The sequence below is a fragment of the Lachnospiraceae bacterium oral taxon 500 genome, assembly GCA_002999035.1.
In the GTDB taxonomy this organism is placed as follows: Bacteria; Bacillota; Clostridia; order Lachnospirales; family Vallitaleaceae; genus W11650.
The window spans coordinates 428,656-444,895 of sequence record CP027241.1; the positions used below are offsets into that span (position 1 = coordinate 428,656).

Genomic DNA, 16,240 nt, shown 5'->3' on the forward strand with positions numbered 1-16,240 from the left:
CTTAAATTTTCTCCCTCGATGGTGCCTTGTACTACCACTGTAACTTCGGCTGCTCCCGGTTGCTGCGGATCCTCCCAGATTTTCTTAACTCTTATCTCATCATCTCCCATGAAAGCCTCAGCCGTTGAAATAAATCCCAACTGCAATAAGCACAGCGCAAATGCAAAACCGATTACTTTCATCCAACAGATTTGCCAATTTTTTTTCATTTCTTTCATGCGCTCTTCCTTTCCCTTTCAAATTAAAAAATTATCTCTAAAATTACCGTCCTTACCTTCACAGTCCCTTGTCCAAACGGAGCAGACCCTTTTTGCCTTAAATGGGTTTTATACCTGTGCAGAAACGCGCGTTTCGACAGGACAAAAAGCTTCTTGTCGGGCAGTCTTATAGGATGGATTCCGAACCGGTTAGTCAGTAATTCTTACTGCTTTTTTATTTTACTATTTTTATCAGTATTTTTCAAGCTTTTCTTCAAATTTTCTTGTTTTTTTATTTTTTCGCCAAAAATTATGCTTTCTTTTTGGTGGCAACCGTAAAATAATAAAATATCCCCAAAACCACCCATAAAACCGTGATAATAATCGACGGCAACTGCAAACAACTGGGTGAGCCCGGCCACACCAAAAGGCCAACAAACAGAATACTGGAAAGCAGACCCAAAGAGCTCATTATCCGGTATTTCCCGGCCGAATAGCGAATACTGATAAAACAAATATAGCCGTACACAATTGCCGCCATCAGCGAACACATATCGACCACATAAATAATAATCTCCCGCCCCAAAAAAGGTGCCAAAATACTTAACGCCGATACAAATAAAATCGAATTGCGGTAAACGCCGACCTGATTTTTTTCCTGATATTTGGCCGGAATCATCCGGTAAGCAGCCATTGCCCCCAGCAGCTTACTGGAACTAATCATAAAACCGTTAATCCCGCCAAAGACAGCACCAAACAGCGCCATGGTCAAGAGAATGAATCCGCCTGTGCCCATATATTGCAGCACCGCTGCCCCGACCGCCCAGTTTTGCGCTGCCGCCTCCTCCGCAGAAAAAGCCAACCCGGCCACCCAGTTTAGCGCATTATATAAAAAAGCGCCGATAAAAACCGTAACAATACTGATGCGAATTGTTTTCTCACCCGGAAAGCCCAAATCCGTCGTTACCTGCGGCACCACATCAAAGCCGACAAATAAAAACGGCGTAATTGCTACCACTCCGCTGATTTGACGAAAATCAAAGCGATATCCGACAAAATAATTTTGATAAAAAACTGACAAGTCAACGTGAAACAGCATATAGAGCAACACAAATAAAATATTAAAAAACAGCAGCCCGCTCAGCACCTGCTGCACCTTGGCACTGACTGATACTCCCCGAATATTGATATATGCAAAAATCACTACCACCAGCGCCGCTATGCCGATTTCAGATAAATAAACAGGATAGCCGGCCACCTCATACAAATAGCCAAAGCGGAGACCACCCGGAATAATTTCTTTTAAAATCAGGGCCGCCGCCGTCGCATTCAGCGGCACCAGGCTTAAATAGCAAAGTACCAGCGCCCAGCCAACCACAAAGCCATGTCCCTGTCCCAAGTTGCGAAGGGTATAGCTGAATTCGCCGCCATCCTCATGATTATTCTGCATCAGCGTCCGATAGCCGATTACCACAAACGAAACCAAAACGCCGCCCAGCAAAAAGCCAAGCATGGTATTGACTACACCGCTTTGCGGCAAAAACTTACTGCCCGGCAGGGTAAACGAGCCCCAGCCGATAATCGCGCCCAGTACCAGCGCCATAATATCAATCCGACTTAATTTCTGGTCTTTCTTCATATGCTTTGCATCACTCCTTTGAATTCTCTGCACATCCGTTTACGGTAAGATAAGCCAAGACCGCTCCCTTCGAGCCGCCTTGGCTTATTCCGTTCTTATTTCCGCTTCTTGTATATTATTTTAGACATTACGTTTCGGTACGATATTCAGCTTTCCTTCCGATAATTTCAAAAAGACAATCGCACCCAGAGTCATGAATACCAGGAAACCCCAGCCATGCAGCGAAAATGCGGTAATCGCCGAATAAAGCGCACCCACATTACAGCCTCTGGCAAACCGGGCGCCGATACCCATCAGTAATCCGCCCAGCGCATACCAGGCTGCGTCCTTGGCTTTGAAATCCCGGTCAATGGTAAACCGTCCGGCTAACAGGAAAGAAATGGACGCACCCAAGATAATACCGATATTGCGGATTGTTCCGTTATGAGCCAGCAAATTAGCCGCTTCCTTAATTTCCTTATCAAATCCGCCAATAGCAGCAAAATCAACGCCAAACCGGCTAAACAGTGCGACACCCCAAGTCGTAAAGGCAGAAGTTACGCCCCAAGTCTTTCCGGTAGATACCAAAACAAAAATAAACATCAGCGCCAGCAAGATTCCGCCCGTCATAAACGACCAACGTTTAATGAAAAAGCGATGATAGGTCGCATAGCTGAAGAACGGAGCATTGTCATAATCCAGCTCTTTTTCAATATCTTCATAACCCGGTTTAATATAAGTTCCGGCCTGCTTTCTTTTGTAGCTGTATCCTTTAACAATATAAAACAGCACCAAGAACAGCAGCGCCGTCAGCGCAACTGAGCCGACATAGCCGAAGCTGTTCGGAAAATACATGCTGACATTGACAATCTTATTTTCTGATTTTCCATAAACAACCCGCATCCAGTGGCCAATCGGCGAACCGATAATATAAAAGACCAGGGCAATCAAAGACCGCACTGCGCCTTCGCCCAAATCCGTCAATGTACCGGAAGCACAGCCGCCGGCAATAATCATGCCGCCGCCAAATAAAAATCCGCCAATCATTACACCCAAATCCAGCGGCCGCACCGACTGCGAACCCGGTATCACCTTATCGCCTTCTTTGGCTAAGCTGGCCAGGACTGCACCGCCGTCGGCTGCATGCCAGTGAATGGCTGCCACCACCACCGCTGTAATGGTAAACATAAAGAACAAGGCTTCATTCAGTGCCGTATCGCCTGTCATATACGGTCTTTTTACACCGCCCGCAAAACCGAAGCGGGAACGGGTTAAAATGTATCCAATGAACAAGCCGCTGATTAAAAAGCCAACGGATTTTGCCGGCAGATTAAAGCTCCACAGGATCATTAATACAATTAATCCCAGCCCAATTGCCATTTGTGTTTTTAAGGTTTGACTCATAATATCCTCCTAAACTCCATTTCTTTTCAAAAGGTTGGGGTCAAAAAGTTTTTGACCCCTTACTATTGATTGCTTTGCGCTCGCACTCTGCCAGACTGTCAGAGCAGATATTAAAAAGTGTTATTTATTTAAAGTTATATCCGGTTACAATCGGCTCTCTGCCGGTGGTGACATCATTAAAGAATTCATAATAGCTCAGCGCTAAGAACGAACCCTGAATATTAACCACATTATGATAGCCAAAGCCCTTTAAGGCCTGAATGACATAATAGCTGTTCCACGAAGTCCGGCAGTGAACATAAACTGTCCGATCCTTGGGAATCTCATGATAACGCTCTCTGATTTCCTCAATCGGGATATTGACGGCACCCTTAACATGCGACTTTTCAAAAGCGCCCTTGCCCCGGATATCCAAAATATATTCGCCTTTTTCGACCAGTTCTCTGACCTTGGTCACCGGCACCTGATCATATACACCGTTTAAGTAGTTTAAGCCGGCCAGCGCCGCAAAATTGACCGCGTCCTTCGCCGTACCGAATGCCGGTGCATAGCACAGTTCCAGTTCTTTCAAGTCCTCTAAATCGCCATGCATGGTAATCATCGTGGCAATGACATTGACCCGTCTGACCACATCACCCTTGCCGATCGACTGTGCACCCAAAATCTTACCACTCGGATACTCATAAATCAGCTTAAAGTGGATCGGATTGGCATTCGGCATCAAGCCAACCTTGTCATTGGGCATCACCAATGCTACCCGGTAATCAATGCCGTGCTTTTGGCATTCCTTTTCATTTAAGCCCGTGTTGGCTGCGTTCAGGCCAAACACCCGGATACAGGAAGAGCCAATCACGCCCTTGTTTTGGAAAGGCTTGCCAAACAAGCTGTCAGCAGCATTCCGAGCCTGCCTTTGCGCGGGGCCAGCCAGCGGCAGCCGAGTCTTTTGCTTGGTAATGGAGTTAAAGGTTTCAATCGCATCTCCCACCGCATAAACATCTTTTAAATTGGTCTGGAAATTATGATCTACCACAATACCGCCGGTTTCGCCGATCTTCACGCCTGATTCTCTGGCAAAGGCTACATCCGGCGTAACGCCGATAGCCATGATGACAACCTGCGCTTTTACCCGCCTGCCGCTCTTTAAAACAACCTCTTCCGGCGTAATCTCGGTCACCGAATCGGATAAAATCAATTCTACCTGATTGTCATACAGTTCCTTATGCAGCATCTGTACCATATCATAGTCAAACGGCGCCATAATTTGGTTCGCCGCTTCCACCAAAGTTACATTCTTGCCGGAATGCTTCAAACATTCGGCTGCTTCCACGCCGATAAAGCCGCCGCCAACCACGCAGATATCCTTTACTTCATTGGCTTCTAAGAAAGCATCCAAGTCGCGGATATCCTGCACATTCTTAATGACAAAAACATTCTTGGCATCAATGTTCTTAATTGATGCCGGCCGAATAGCTTCCGCACCGGGAGAAAGGATCAAATAGTCATAGGAGTCCTCAAACTCTTCGCCGGTTTTTACATTCCTGACCACTACTTTATGCTCATCCGCCAAAATCTTAACTACTTCATGATTGACCTTGGCGTCTAAATTGAAGGTCTTTTTAAAGGCCACCGGATCATACAGCACCAAGTCATCGCTGTGCTTGACTTCGCCGCTTAAATGGTTGGGCAGACAGCAGTTGGAAAACGATACATCCGGCCCCTTATCATAAATTTGAATATCGGCATTTTCATCGATCCGACGAATTCTGGCCGCTGCCGATGCTCCGCCCGCTACTCCGCCTACTACTACATATCTTTTGCTCATTTTTTCCTCCATTCTGGAATAAGATTGATTACTGTTCCCTCACCTTATATGTATATATTATACCATCCCTTTGTTAAAATTACAACTATCAGTCCTATTTTTTGAGCAATTCCCATAAATCTCAGTGTATTTTTTATCTAATTTGCCTATGCGTTTGATAGAATTCAATATGGAAAACTTCTAAATTTCGGATTATCCCGGTATTTTTTCGTTTTTTTCAGAAAAATTTATTTTTGTTTTACATTTTTTTAACGCAAATCTGTGTACCGCCGTCCCAGATAATCGAATATATTTTTTCCCCTTTAACTTTAATCCGCCAAACATCCTGCCCGTCTTTTCCTGCTTCTACTTCCACCGATACCGGCAGGAGTTCCGCCGTTTTCGGCTTAGCCTGAAATTTTTCCAGCTGCTTCTCATCTCATAAAATCCGTTCCCGACAAAATCACTTCCTGAATAAATACGCAAATCCCAATCTGTATTGCAAAACAAAAAATAAACATTCCATTAATTATACTATATTATTTTTTAAAAATAAGCTATGCGCAAAATCTTATAAAGATAGACAAATTATTGAAAAATGGGAATTAAAACAGAAATGCAAAAAAAAGACCTCAATCTCTCGGTTGACTCACCCGAAAACTTGGTCTATAATACCCTATGGAAAAATATTAAAAACAAAATAATCCATTGGGAGGAAATCATGGAAAAACAGATGTTTAAAACTGGAAAAGCCCTAACAATTCTCAGGGTCAGCTTTCTTGTGCTGATTATGGCGGCAGCAGGCGGCTTCAGCCTGTGGCTGATCAAACTGGCCATTAGCGGAGAAAATATTATCTCCGCCGATAGCTTCGGCGATTATGTTTATATCGATGCCAAATACGCCAGCCAGCCCTTCGGTGAAGACGATGAAGGCAATCAATATTTATTTTTAAGTACTGCCGAAAAAGATAGCGATATTCTTCATGATTATATGTTCCGTATCTCCAAAGAAGGCTTTGAGAAATCCGGTTTAAAAGACTTAATCGATGCCACCTATTCCGAAGGCAAGACCGTACCGCCGGTTCACCTCAACGGCTATCTTCAGGTCCCGTCCGATGATTTTATAGCGCTGGCCGGTGAATATTACAGCGCCTATGTCGGCGATGATGCAATCACCGATCCTTTTCAGTATCTGGGCAACGCCTACCTGGAGTATTCCACCGGCGAAAAGTTCTGGCAGCATTTGGATATCAAAAGCTGGCTGCTGCTGGCCGGTTTTTTGGCTTTTTTTGGAGCCGGGCTGTTTGAAGCAATCCGCATCCTTAAGCGTCAAGTCAAAAAAGACCGCAAAATCGCAATGTGCCGTCAGTTGTACGCCAATGACCCGGAATACGCCCGGGGCCTGGAAGAAATCAATTTGCCGGAAACCCTGTTTGTTAAGCAGTGCAAATGTTATATTACCCCCAATTACGTCGTCAGCTATCAGGAAGGGCTGGAAGTTTTTCGAATTGACCAGATTCAGGAACTGTACGGCTATGACCAAAGTTCCAGCAATCTGTCTATGGGACTTTTATTCGGCTTTTTTGCCAGCCATCAGACCTATCATTATCTGGTGGCAATTACCTCAGATAATGAAGCCCACATGTTTGCCTCTTTGATGAATGCCGGCAAGATTCATAATCAAATCGTTTCCCGCCTGCTGCCGCGAAATATGAATATGCTCTTAGGCCGCAACAGCATCCCCGGTTATACACTGGAACGGGAACTGGAAGCCCTGAACATGGTGCGTGTTCCCGGCTTTTACGGCAGTTCCGATGTCTGGAAAGGACGGGTAGGAGAAAGTTTTCTGTTGTAAAAATTATTCTTAATCCCATAATTAACTATCCAAAAATGCCAAGGCAATTTTTTTCCCTGCCTTGGCATTTTTTAATTACTTCCGCTCAAATAACTCCATAAACTCCTCAACCGACAGTTTTTTCAAAGCCTTGCCGTCGCCGTCAATAAACTGCTCGGCCAAGCTCCATTTTTTATTTTGCAGTTCAAAGATTCGCTCCTCAATCGAATCCGCCACAATCATCGAATAAACGCTGACCGACTGGCGCTGGCCAATCCGGTAGGCCCGGTCGGTCGCCTGATTCATCGCTGCCTTATTCCACCACGGGTCAAAATGAATCACCGCCTGCGCTTCGGTCAGATTTAAGCCCGTGCCGCCTGCTTTCAGCGAGATTAAAAACACACCGAAGCGGCCGGCCTGAAAGTCCTGCACCGCCTGATGCCGCTCTTCTTTGGGCGTTGACCCCCATAAAATCCGATAAGACAAATGCAGCCGATCCAGTTCCGCTGCCAAAAGCTCCAAAACCTTGGTAAAGGATGAAAAAATCAAAATCTGCTGGTTTTGACTCATCAGTTCCAGTACCAGCCGAATGCAGGCCTTGACCTTGCTGCCGGTCTGCAAAACCCCCGCTTCTGCCAAACTGCGGTCGCAGCACATCAGGCGCAGCCGGGTGAGCAGCGCCAACACCTCGACTCCAATCTCGCCGCCGTTTTCGCCCAGCATACTCCGAATCGTCCGCGACACCGAAGCCTCCAGCGCAGCGTAAACCCGCCGCTCTTCGGCCGATAGCTCCACGGTAAAGACCTTTTCCACCTTTTCCGGCAAATCCGTCAGCACATCCTTTTTCAGCCGCCGCAAAATAAAGGGCGAAGTCAAAGCCTTTAGCCGCGCAGCCGCCTCACTTTGCTCTCCCCGAACAATCGGCAGTTCCAATTTTTTGCGGAAACGGGCATAGGAATAAAGATAGCCCGGCATCAAAAAGTCAAAGACCGACCACAGCTCCGCTAGATTATTTTCAATCGGCGTACCGGATAGAGCCAGCCGGTGCTCGCTGGTCAGGAGTTTAGCCGCCTTGGCCGACTTGGTCTGCATATTCTTAATCCGCTGCGACTCATCCAAAATCACATAATAAAAGCTCATCACCCGCAGCTCCGGCAAATCTCGGAGCAAATAGTCATAGCCCGTCACCAAAAGCTGATATTCCCCGGCCGCCTGCCACAGGCGCTCGCGTTCCTCTTTCGTGCCCAGCACACAGGCCACCTTCATTTCCGGAAAAAAGCGAGCCGCTTCATCGCGCCAGTTATAGATCAAAGAAGCCGGACAAATCACCAGCGACGGCTTATCCTGCTGCTCGGCTAAAATCGTCAAAGTCTGTAAGGTCTTGCCCAGTCCCATATCATCCGCTAAAATGCCGTTTAAGTTCAGACTTTCCAGCAGCTTTAAAAACCGGACGCCCTCAACTTGATACGGCTTTAACAATTTTTGGGCCGCTGCCGGCAAAACAAAATCCGTCATCCGGTGAGCCTCAAACCTTTGACGAATAGCCTGCACATCCTCGTCAAAATGAACCGGCAGCTTTTCCGCCGCCAGCGAAAACAACTGCTGCATTGGCAGCTCAACCTCGCCCCCAGCCAGCTCCTCCGGCAAAATATTTTGATTTTCGGCAAAATCCGACAACTCCTGCCAGGACGGCAAATCCAGCTTAATAGTCTCCCCGCTTTTCAGCTTATGATATTCCCTTTTGCGGCGAAAGCTTCTCAGGATGGCGGCAATTTCCTTGGCATCCATATCGTTAAACTCAATATCCAGCTTTAAAACGCTTCCCTTCTGCCGGACATGCAGCGCCGGTGCAGCCCGGCATACTTTGTGATAGGCTTTCAGCTCCTCAGATACCCATACTTCGCCGTAATTCTCCAGTTCCCTGGTCAGTTCATTCAGCCACTGCTGGTCAACCCCGGAAAAATGATACGCACCGTTTTTCAGAAAGCAGCCGCTCAGCTCCAGTGCCTCTGTCAGCTGCCCCGCCAATTCGGAATGATGGTCGCCCTCAATTTCAATCCGGATACTGTCCTTGTCCAAATCCAGCTTAAAGGCCAAGGGTTCCGTTTCCGCTTCCTGCTCGCCGTTTGCTCTGTCCACCAAGGCCTGAACAGCCGGCCGGGACGCTTCATCAAAAATAATATGCGGATGCGCGCCGGTAATCAAATACAGCACCTCTTCCAGTGCCCGCATATCCGGAAAAACAATGCGCTCCCAAACCTGTCCGGTAATCCGGTAAGCGTACCGCTCCGCTAAAAACATCGGCTTTGTCAGCCCGCTGTCATCCAGCTGATAAAAACCATAGTCCAGCGGCAGAATCCGCAGTTCCGGATTCTGCTCGCTTTCGGTCAGCGTCGCATCATACAGCAAGCCGGGATTTTCACTAAAAAAATCAAATAATTCATCCAATGGTGCTTCGGCCAAGGGCAAAAAACCGAAAGAATACTCCGACAAATACCGGCAATGCCTTAAAATGCTAATCAAGCGCCAAGCCTCTTCGGTAAAAGCACTGCGTTTATGCGCAAAAGCTAATTTTTGCCCATAGCGATAAAACTCATCTTCCTCCACCCGATTTAAAAACTGAGACAAGTTCTTTATTTTATAGGCAAAATCGGTTCCTATCTTAAAGTACAGTGCCGGCTGCGAGACAGCGGCTTCATTGCTTTCATAGAATAAATAGGCCTGTAGTTCCACGCCGCTTTCCTCCGGCGGTTCGATCTGAAACAGCGGCGGTCGGTGGGACGACTCCACCAGATTTTCACAGTAAAAGGCCGTTTGATTGGCATAGTACTGATATCTTTGCCGGGTCAGGCGAACTTCTTTTTCGGCAGCCGTTTCCGCTGACGGCACCGGCAAAAGATGGCAATCCGGCAGGGGAAAGTCGCTTTTGAGCACAGGAATGTTTTTTAACAGCATATTTTTGCCATTCACCGCCGCAATCACAGCATTTAAATGCGGACAAAACTTTTGGGCAGCAAACATTTGCTCCTCATTGCAGGTGCATGAAAAATTATTGATACTAAGATCATTGTTCAGTAAAATTTCCTGAGATTCCTCCATATATCCCCATTCATTTCGAATCCGGTACATACCGTTCGGCAACTGCCTGACTTCAAAGTGCTGGGCATAGGTAAAATATTGATTTCGCTGATAGGCGGCTTTGGTGGTGAACCGCAAAATTTCCTTTTCCGGAACTTTAAGAATCGGCAGAACCACCGCCTCCGGCTTCTCTTTCCCCGGTTCCAGCGCATACAGCACTGCCGCCATATGCTTGCAGTACATGCCGGACTGAGCGTAAGGGCAGGAACAATCGGCCTGCCCCAGCCCATCTTGATCGAGGCGGACACTGACCCGGTAAGTGCTGCCGCTACCGTCAACGTAAGCGGAATATGTCTTTCCTTTTCTGGACAGACCAATCACCCGGCCTTCTTTAAAATAGCGCTCACCCCGCTTTAAAATATGCGGTAAAAATAAATCATTCCAATTCATGCCGCTCTCCTTGTCGTACTGCTTTTTTCAAAAGTTATTTCTAATTTCAGCTTTTCCATGTTCGCCGGAACTGCCTTTCCCCTGACACGAAAACTCTGCCCTTTTCACCTGACAAATTACTTCGGGGAAGCCGGTAAACATTTCCTGCCTTTGCAGCAAAAAATGAAAACTTTGGCCGGAACCGAGCAGGTGCGTTTGCATACCGATGCCCCGGAGAAACCCGTAAACAAGCAAGTAATTTCACCACAAAAGATCGGTTATTCTCCGGCGGCAAACGCCCGGCTTGGATGGCAGGTAAAATAGAGGATTTGATAATCACTGCTGATTTCCCGCAAAAATTGCAGCCCTTTTTCGATGCTGTCCTGATCCCAGTTGGCAAAAGGGTCATCCAGCAGAATAAATGGTTTCTCCTGCCGGTACATCACCTTGACCAGCGCCAGCCGCATACAAAAGCCAATCAAGTCCTGCCGGCCAGCACTGAAAAAGCCCGGCTCTCGCTGCAAACCCGCTTCCCGCACCGTCAAATGCAAATCGGCATCCAAAAAATATTCCTCCGCCGTCTGTCCGGTCAGCGTTTGATAATACTCCTGAAAGGCCGCCAGCAACGGGGCTCTGTATTTTTGAGTAAATAAACTCCGCGCCTGCTCCAAAAACTGCTTGGTTTTTTGCAGCGTATCATATTTTTTTTGACCGGCCTCATAATCGGCCTGCACCGCTAAGAGCTTACTTTCGGCCGATAATACCTCTTCTCTTTGTACCTGAAGCGCCAGCAGCTGCCGGTCTGCCTCTGCTAAAGCCGCGTCAATGGCCTCTGCTTCCGCGGCGCAGCGACGAATCTTTTCTTCCAAACTCAAAATTTGTTCCTCCGGTGCTGTATCCGCAACCGAGGCAGCGCCCTCTATTTCCGGCACCGGCGCTTCAACCGCCAAGTCATTGCCGGTTTCTGTGCTGCCATCGCTCTGCTCGCTGCGATGCGCGGCCGCCTGCCCGCTTTTTTGCTGCAGGCGCTCATATTCTTCGCATTCAGCCAGCAGCTGACGCAAGGCTTTTTCTCCGCCTTCACCGGTTGTCAAGTTTATGTTATAAGCCGCCAAAAGCTCGGCCCGCCGCTCCAACTTTTTTGACAGCTCAGCCCGAGCCGGCGAAGCCTCCGCCGCTTGCCGTTTGGTGGATAGCACATCGTATTCCCGGCGATACTGCGCCCACTCATATAAAAGCGCCGGCATTTTCTCCGCCTGATAGGGCATCCCATATTCGGCGAAAAAGTCGGCCGCTGCTTTTTCAGCACCGGCTATTTCCCTTTGGTCGTTTTCCGTCTGCTGTTTGGTTTGAAAGTACTCCTGTTCTTTGTCTTTCAGCCGGCAGCGGCTTCTTTTATACCAGCCAAAACACATGGCCGCCGCGGCAATGACCGCGAAAACAGCCGCCGCCAAAGGCTGCCAAAAAGCCACACCAATCATCGCCAAAAAAACTGCGCCCGCCAAAAACAGGCAGGCATCCGCTATTCTCCTTTGCCGCCGGAGCCCTTCTATTTGCTGCCCTAATTCTTCTGCTTTTAACCGGTTCGTCAACTGTTTTTGTTCTTTTGCCGCTTTTTGCTGCCAGCCCTCTATTTGCTGCTCAAGTTCCGGCTCGGTTGGCCAGCCTCTGGTAAAAATCTTTTCATATTTCAAAAGACGAGCCTGCTCGGCTTCGGTCATTTGCCGCAGCGCGAGCTCGCTTTGCAGCAAGGCAATTTCTCTTTCCGCAGCCAGCGCCCGCTCAATCTCGGCCCGCTCCGGCCGGCCGTCGGCAAACCGTAGCCGCAGTCTGGCTAAGTGCGCCGCTTCTTCCTCGGTCAGCTCATACGCCGTTTGTCTGGCCCTTCTTGCTGCCGCCTTGATCAACTGTTTTTCCTTTTCCGCCCGGTCAGCTTCCATTTCCTGCCGCAGCTGCACCCGGCGTTTTTTTTGTTCTGCCTGCGTCTGCAAAAGCGCCGTTTCCCGGCGTTCAAGTGCTGCTCCGCTCTTTATTTCTTCGGCCAATGCCGTCATTTGATTTTTCAGTGCCGGCAAAAGCGCCGCCGGGCTGCGGCCGTTTAATTCCGCCAGCTTTTTGGTCAGCTTTTCAATGGCGCTGTCATAACCGCCGAGATCAGCGGTATCTTCCGATATCCTGCCAATCTTGGCCTGAATCAGCGGCGTCGTTTCCATACTTTTGGCATCATTTTGCGCAATAAAAAGGGTGCGGGCAAAGGACCGGGCGTCAATTTGAAACAGTTCCTCGCCAATCCTGTCCGTAAAGTCCCGACTGATTTGATTACTTGCCAAATCCCGCAGTTCAAATACATCTTTGCCTTGATTGATGCCAAAGCTGCGGCTAATCCGATAACTTTTTCCCCGCGCCTGAAAACTCAGCTCCCCGCCATAGCCGCCGCCCTGCCAAGGCGCATAGCGTTTGCGCTCATTCGACAGCTCATCCTGCCGCCGCTCGCCGGCAAAGCCGTAAAACATCACCCGGATAAAAGCCGCCAAAGTGCTTTTTCCCCAACCATTGGCCGCGCAATATTGCCCGCTTTCGGTAAAGGAAAAACTCTGGCGGCTAAATTTCCCAAAGCCCTCTATATAACAGTCCAGCAGTTTCATTCCATCACCTCGCCGTTTAATGCGCTCAGGCCAAATTGAATTATCTCGGCTTTTTCTGCTTCGTCAAGATTCTCCTGCCGCTGCAAAAGCCGGACAAATTCGCCTTTTAGGGTCGGCTCCGTTTCATAGCACCGGTAATCAACCTGCCAGCCGGCCTGATCATAAATCTTAAAAAAATAAAACCTGTCCCGAAACTGCTGGGTCAGCATTTCCACGTCCTTTTCTGCTCCAATCTCCTGCCGGCCGGTTAAAATCAGCTTCATCATATCGCCGGGAGCAAAGGCCTGCGCCTGCAAAAGCCCCTCAATCCTGCCGGCAATCTCGCCGCTGCTGCGGCAGGCGCTGATATCAACAAAGATCTCATGAAAACGGCGTGCCGCCGCCGGCACAAAAGTATGCCGGTACTGCCTCGTCTGCCCGTCAATTTCCAGGAGCACAAAACCATGTTCGCCGCACTCGTCAAAGCCTCTGGCTTCCAAACAGCCGCTGTAACAATAACTGGCCCGGGCATCCAGTTTTTCCATTTGATACGAATGAATATGCCCCAGTGCCAAATAATCAATGCCCTTATTTTGCAGGCCTTTTAAATGGATGCTTTCCGCTTGTCCGCCGCTGCCGATCTGGCCGTGCAGAACCACGATATTAAAACACCGGCTGTCCAAAGTTAAATCCTCATACCGCCGGTGCAGATTTTGTTCGGTTAATTCCAGCCCGCTAATCACAATATTGCCTGCGCCGCCGGTATCAGCCGTATAATATGTCCATTCCTGACCGAATAATTTCAGGTTCGGCGGAATGTCCGTCAATTCATTTAAGAAAGAGGAGGCGTCATGATTGCCCCGCAAATAATAAAAATCTATATACGGATAGGCGGTAATACCCTCATAAACCGTGTTCTTAGCCAGTGCCGAAATCCGGTCGCCGTCAAACAAATCACCGGCAATAATCACCGCCGCCACTTCATTTTGGGCGGCAAACTCGAGCATCCGGCGAAAGGTATGGAGCAGTTCGCGCCGCCGCTGCCCGGCTTTCTCCGGCGGCAAATGCGCCGTCATTTTTGAATCCAAATGCACATCGGCGCAGTGAATTATCTTCATATCGCCCTCCTAAGTCAAGTCCCATTCCTCTTGCCCTAAGTATGTCTGCTTTTCAAAGTACAGGCAGACAACCCACGGCATTTTCGGCAAAATCCGCTGAAAATCAGCATAGCCAAACTCCGGCTGATAATAGCACAGAATCGTACTCAGCGCCGTTCCATGCGTGCCGATGGCAATGTTCTTCCCTTCATACAGGGTCAACGCTTCTCCCACCGCTCTGATATTGCGCTCCTGGACCTGGCGTAGGCTCTCTCCGCCGGGCAGCTTATAATCAAAATCCTGCCATTGTCGGGCCGAAAAAGCCTCAAAATCTTCAATCCATTCATTTTCGATTTTTCTTTCCCGCCAGTCTTCACACAGCTGAAACGTCAAGCTGTTTTCCTCGGCAAAAGGCCGCAGCGTATCCATGCTCCGCCGGTAAGGGCTGGACAGCAGGACGGAAATATTTTTATCCCGCAAAAACCGAGTAACCAGCTCCCGGTCTTTTAAGCCTTGCTCGCTTAACGGGCGGCTGCGTTCATCATGATTGGTATAATCAGACTGAGCATGCCGGACAAAATAAAGTTTCGTCATATTGACACCTCCGGTTCATTTAAGAGTTCCCGCAGCCGCTTTAATTCTGCTGCGGATTTAGTCCGAAGCGTTCCCACTGGTCGCCCGGCGCTTCGCATGCGGTTAAATGCTCTATCAACTGCTGCTCCAGTTCTTGCCGCACGCTCTCATCTTCTATCTCCGCCTGTTGCTTCGGATCAGCTACTAGGTCAAACAGCCGGTCGCGCTGCAGGCACTCCGGCAACCCCACCTTGGCCGGCAGCTTCATCAGCTGGATTCCGTCCGTGAAAGCAAACTCGCCGGTAATTTGAATATTGCTCAATTCCTCTTTTTTAAAACGCCAATTCATATGATTGGGGATTAAAGTATAGTTAAATAAGGGCTGATTTTCCGAATGAACCGGCGCCTTCATATAAACATAACGGCCGTCGGTAATATTCAGCATACCACCGAACACACCAAACACCGCCGAAGTTCTATTCGCCTCACCGGTTTCGACCATTTGGCTTAAATCCTCTCCAACCGCGTATTTGGGCGGCCGGATGCCAAAATAACCAGCCAAAGTAACCGGAATATCAATCGTTTGCGCCAAAGCGCTGCAGCGTTCGCCCTGTTTACCGTTTCTGGGATCATACATAAAAAACGGTAAATGCGACAGTTCCTCGTACAGCGGCATAATATTTTTGCCGATATAGCCATGCTCGCCCAGCAAAAAGCCATGGTCGGTATTGACAATCAGCATCGTATCCCGCCACAAATCATACTGATCCATCGTATCCAAGAGTTTGCCCAAATAAGCATCGCACATACTGAGCAAAGCCGCATATTCATAGCGGATATGCCGGATCTTTTCCTTGTCCTCAATCCAGCCGTAATCCGGCCAGTCAAAATGCTTGCCCGTATATTCATGCGGGTACAGCTGCTGAAAAGCGGGCTGCGCAAAAAACGGCTCATGCGGATCAAAGCACTCGATCTGCAAAAACCAGTTATCCTGGTCATGTGAGCGATGAATAAAATCAAGACCTCTTTCCATGGTCAAATACTGCGGCATTTTTTCTTCCTTGTCTAAGTAGCCGCGGTTGACCCAATCCTGCCGCCAGCGGGGATTGCCGGTCCTTTTCGAGTCATTGGCCGGAATAGCCGGAGCAGCTACCTGTCCAATCCACGGGTCGCCCTGCTGCCCCCTGATCATTTCAAAGCTGCTGTATCTTTGCAGATAAGAATTGCCGCCATCTTCCCAATAATGAAAATGATCGGTCACAATATGGCTGTATATCCCGTTTTGTGTCATTTCCTCAAACAAAGAAAAATCTTGGGGCTGCAAACAGCTCCAATCCGAATGCAAAAAATGCGGCCGCCCGGTATGGAGTTCACGCCGCGCCGGCATACAGGGGAGGCTTCCCGCATAAAAAGTGTCAAAAGTTACTGTCTTTTGTGCCAGCCGCTCAAAATTGGGCAGTTTTGTCCAGTCGCAGCCGTAATTCGGCAGATAGTGACGGTTTAATGAGTCAAACATCAGCATAATTGCTTTCATTTTTTTCTTTTCCTTTTTTATCAGTAAATCAATTACTCAACTTCCCATCTT

10 protein-coding genes are annotated in these 16,240 nt (G+C 48.4%); 1 reads left to right on the forward strand and 9 read right to left on the reverse strand.

Going from position 1 to position 16,240, the window contains the following annotated elements; translation table 11 throughout:
• Positions 1–507: 507 nt before the first annotated feature.
• The 3 genes from C3V36_02080 to C3V36_02090 form a co-directional block, all read right to left on the reverse strand.
• The gene (locus tag C3V36_02080) at positions 508–1,836 is read right to left on the reverse strand and encodes an amino acid ABC transporter permease (protein AVM68147.1); all 1,329 of its coding nucleotides are present in this window, start codon (positions 1,834–1,836) and stop codon (positions 508–510) included.
• A gap of 120 nt (positions 1,837–1,956) precedes the next feature.
• Positions 1,957–3,219, reverse strand: a complete 1,263-nt coding sequence (locus C3V36_02085) for a YeeE/YedE family protein (GenBank protein ID AVM68148.1) — start codon at positions 3,217–3,219, stop codon at positions 1,957–1,959.
• Positions 3,220–3,343: 124 nt separating this feature from the next.
• Entirely contained in the window at positions 3,344–5,041 is a 1,698-nt protein-coding gene (locus tag C3V36_02090; GenBank protein ID AVM68149.1) for a pyridine nucleotide-disulfide oxidoreductase, read from the reverse strand.
• Between the two features lie 700 nt (positions 5,042–5,741).
• Here C3V36_02090 and C3V36_02095 point away from each other — a divergent pair.
• Positions 5,742–6,875 carry a hypothetical protein gene (locus tag C3V36_02095; protein AVM68150.1) on the forward strand — a complete coding sequence of 378 codons (1,134 nt, stop codon included), beginning with the start codon at positions 5,742–5,744 and terminating at the stop codon, positions 6,873–6,875.
• Positions 6,876–6,950: 75 nt separating this feature from the next.
• Here C3V36_02095 and C3V36_02100 read toward each other — a convergent pair whose 3' ends face one another.
• From C3V36_02100 to C3V36_02125, 6 genes are read right to left on the reverse strand one after another with little or no spacing between them, the layout of a single operon-like run.
• On the reverse strand, positions 6,951–10,382 hold the full coding sequence (locus tag C3V36_02100; protein AVM68151.1) for a hypothetical protein: 3,432 nt from the start codon (positions 10,380–10,382) through the stop codon (positions 6,951–6,953).
• Between the two features lie 27 nt (positions 10,383–10,409).
• Positions 10,410–10,616 (reverse strand): hypothetical protein, encoded by a 207-nt coding sequence (locus C3V36_02105; protein ID AVM68152.1) that lies wholly within the window; start codon positions 10,614–10,616, stop codon positions 10,410–10,412.
• Between the two features lie 23 nt (positions 10,617–10,639).
• Positions 10,640–13,006 carry a hypothetical protein gene (locus C3V36_02110; protein AVM68153.1) on the reverse strand — a complete coding sequence of 789 codons (2,367 nt, stop codon included), beginning with the start codon at positions 13,004–13,006 and terminating at the stop codon, positions 10,640–10,642.
• Complete coding sequence (locus C3V36_02115; protein AVM68154.1) at positions 13,003–14,103, reverse strand: DNA repair exonuclease; 1,101 nt, start codon at positions 14,101–14,103, stop codon at positions 13,003–13,005. Before C3V36_02115 ends, C3V36_02110 begins: the two co-directional genes overlap by 4 nt.
• A 9-nt stretch (positions 14,104–14,112) precedes the next feature.
• Positions 14,113–14,676, reverse strand: a complete 564-nt coding sequence (locus C3V36_02120) for a histidine phosphatase family protein (protein ID AVM68155.1) — start codon at positions 14,674–14,676, stop codon at positions 14,113–14,115.
• Between the two features lie 40 nt (positions 14,677–14,716).
• Positions 14,717–16,189 (reverse strand): sulfatase, encoded by a 1,473-nt coding sequence (locus tag C3V36_02125; protein AVM68156.1) that lies wholly within the window; start codon positions 16,187–16,189, stop codon positions 14,717–14,719.
• Positions 16,190–16,240: the final 51 nt, after the last annotated feature.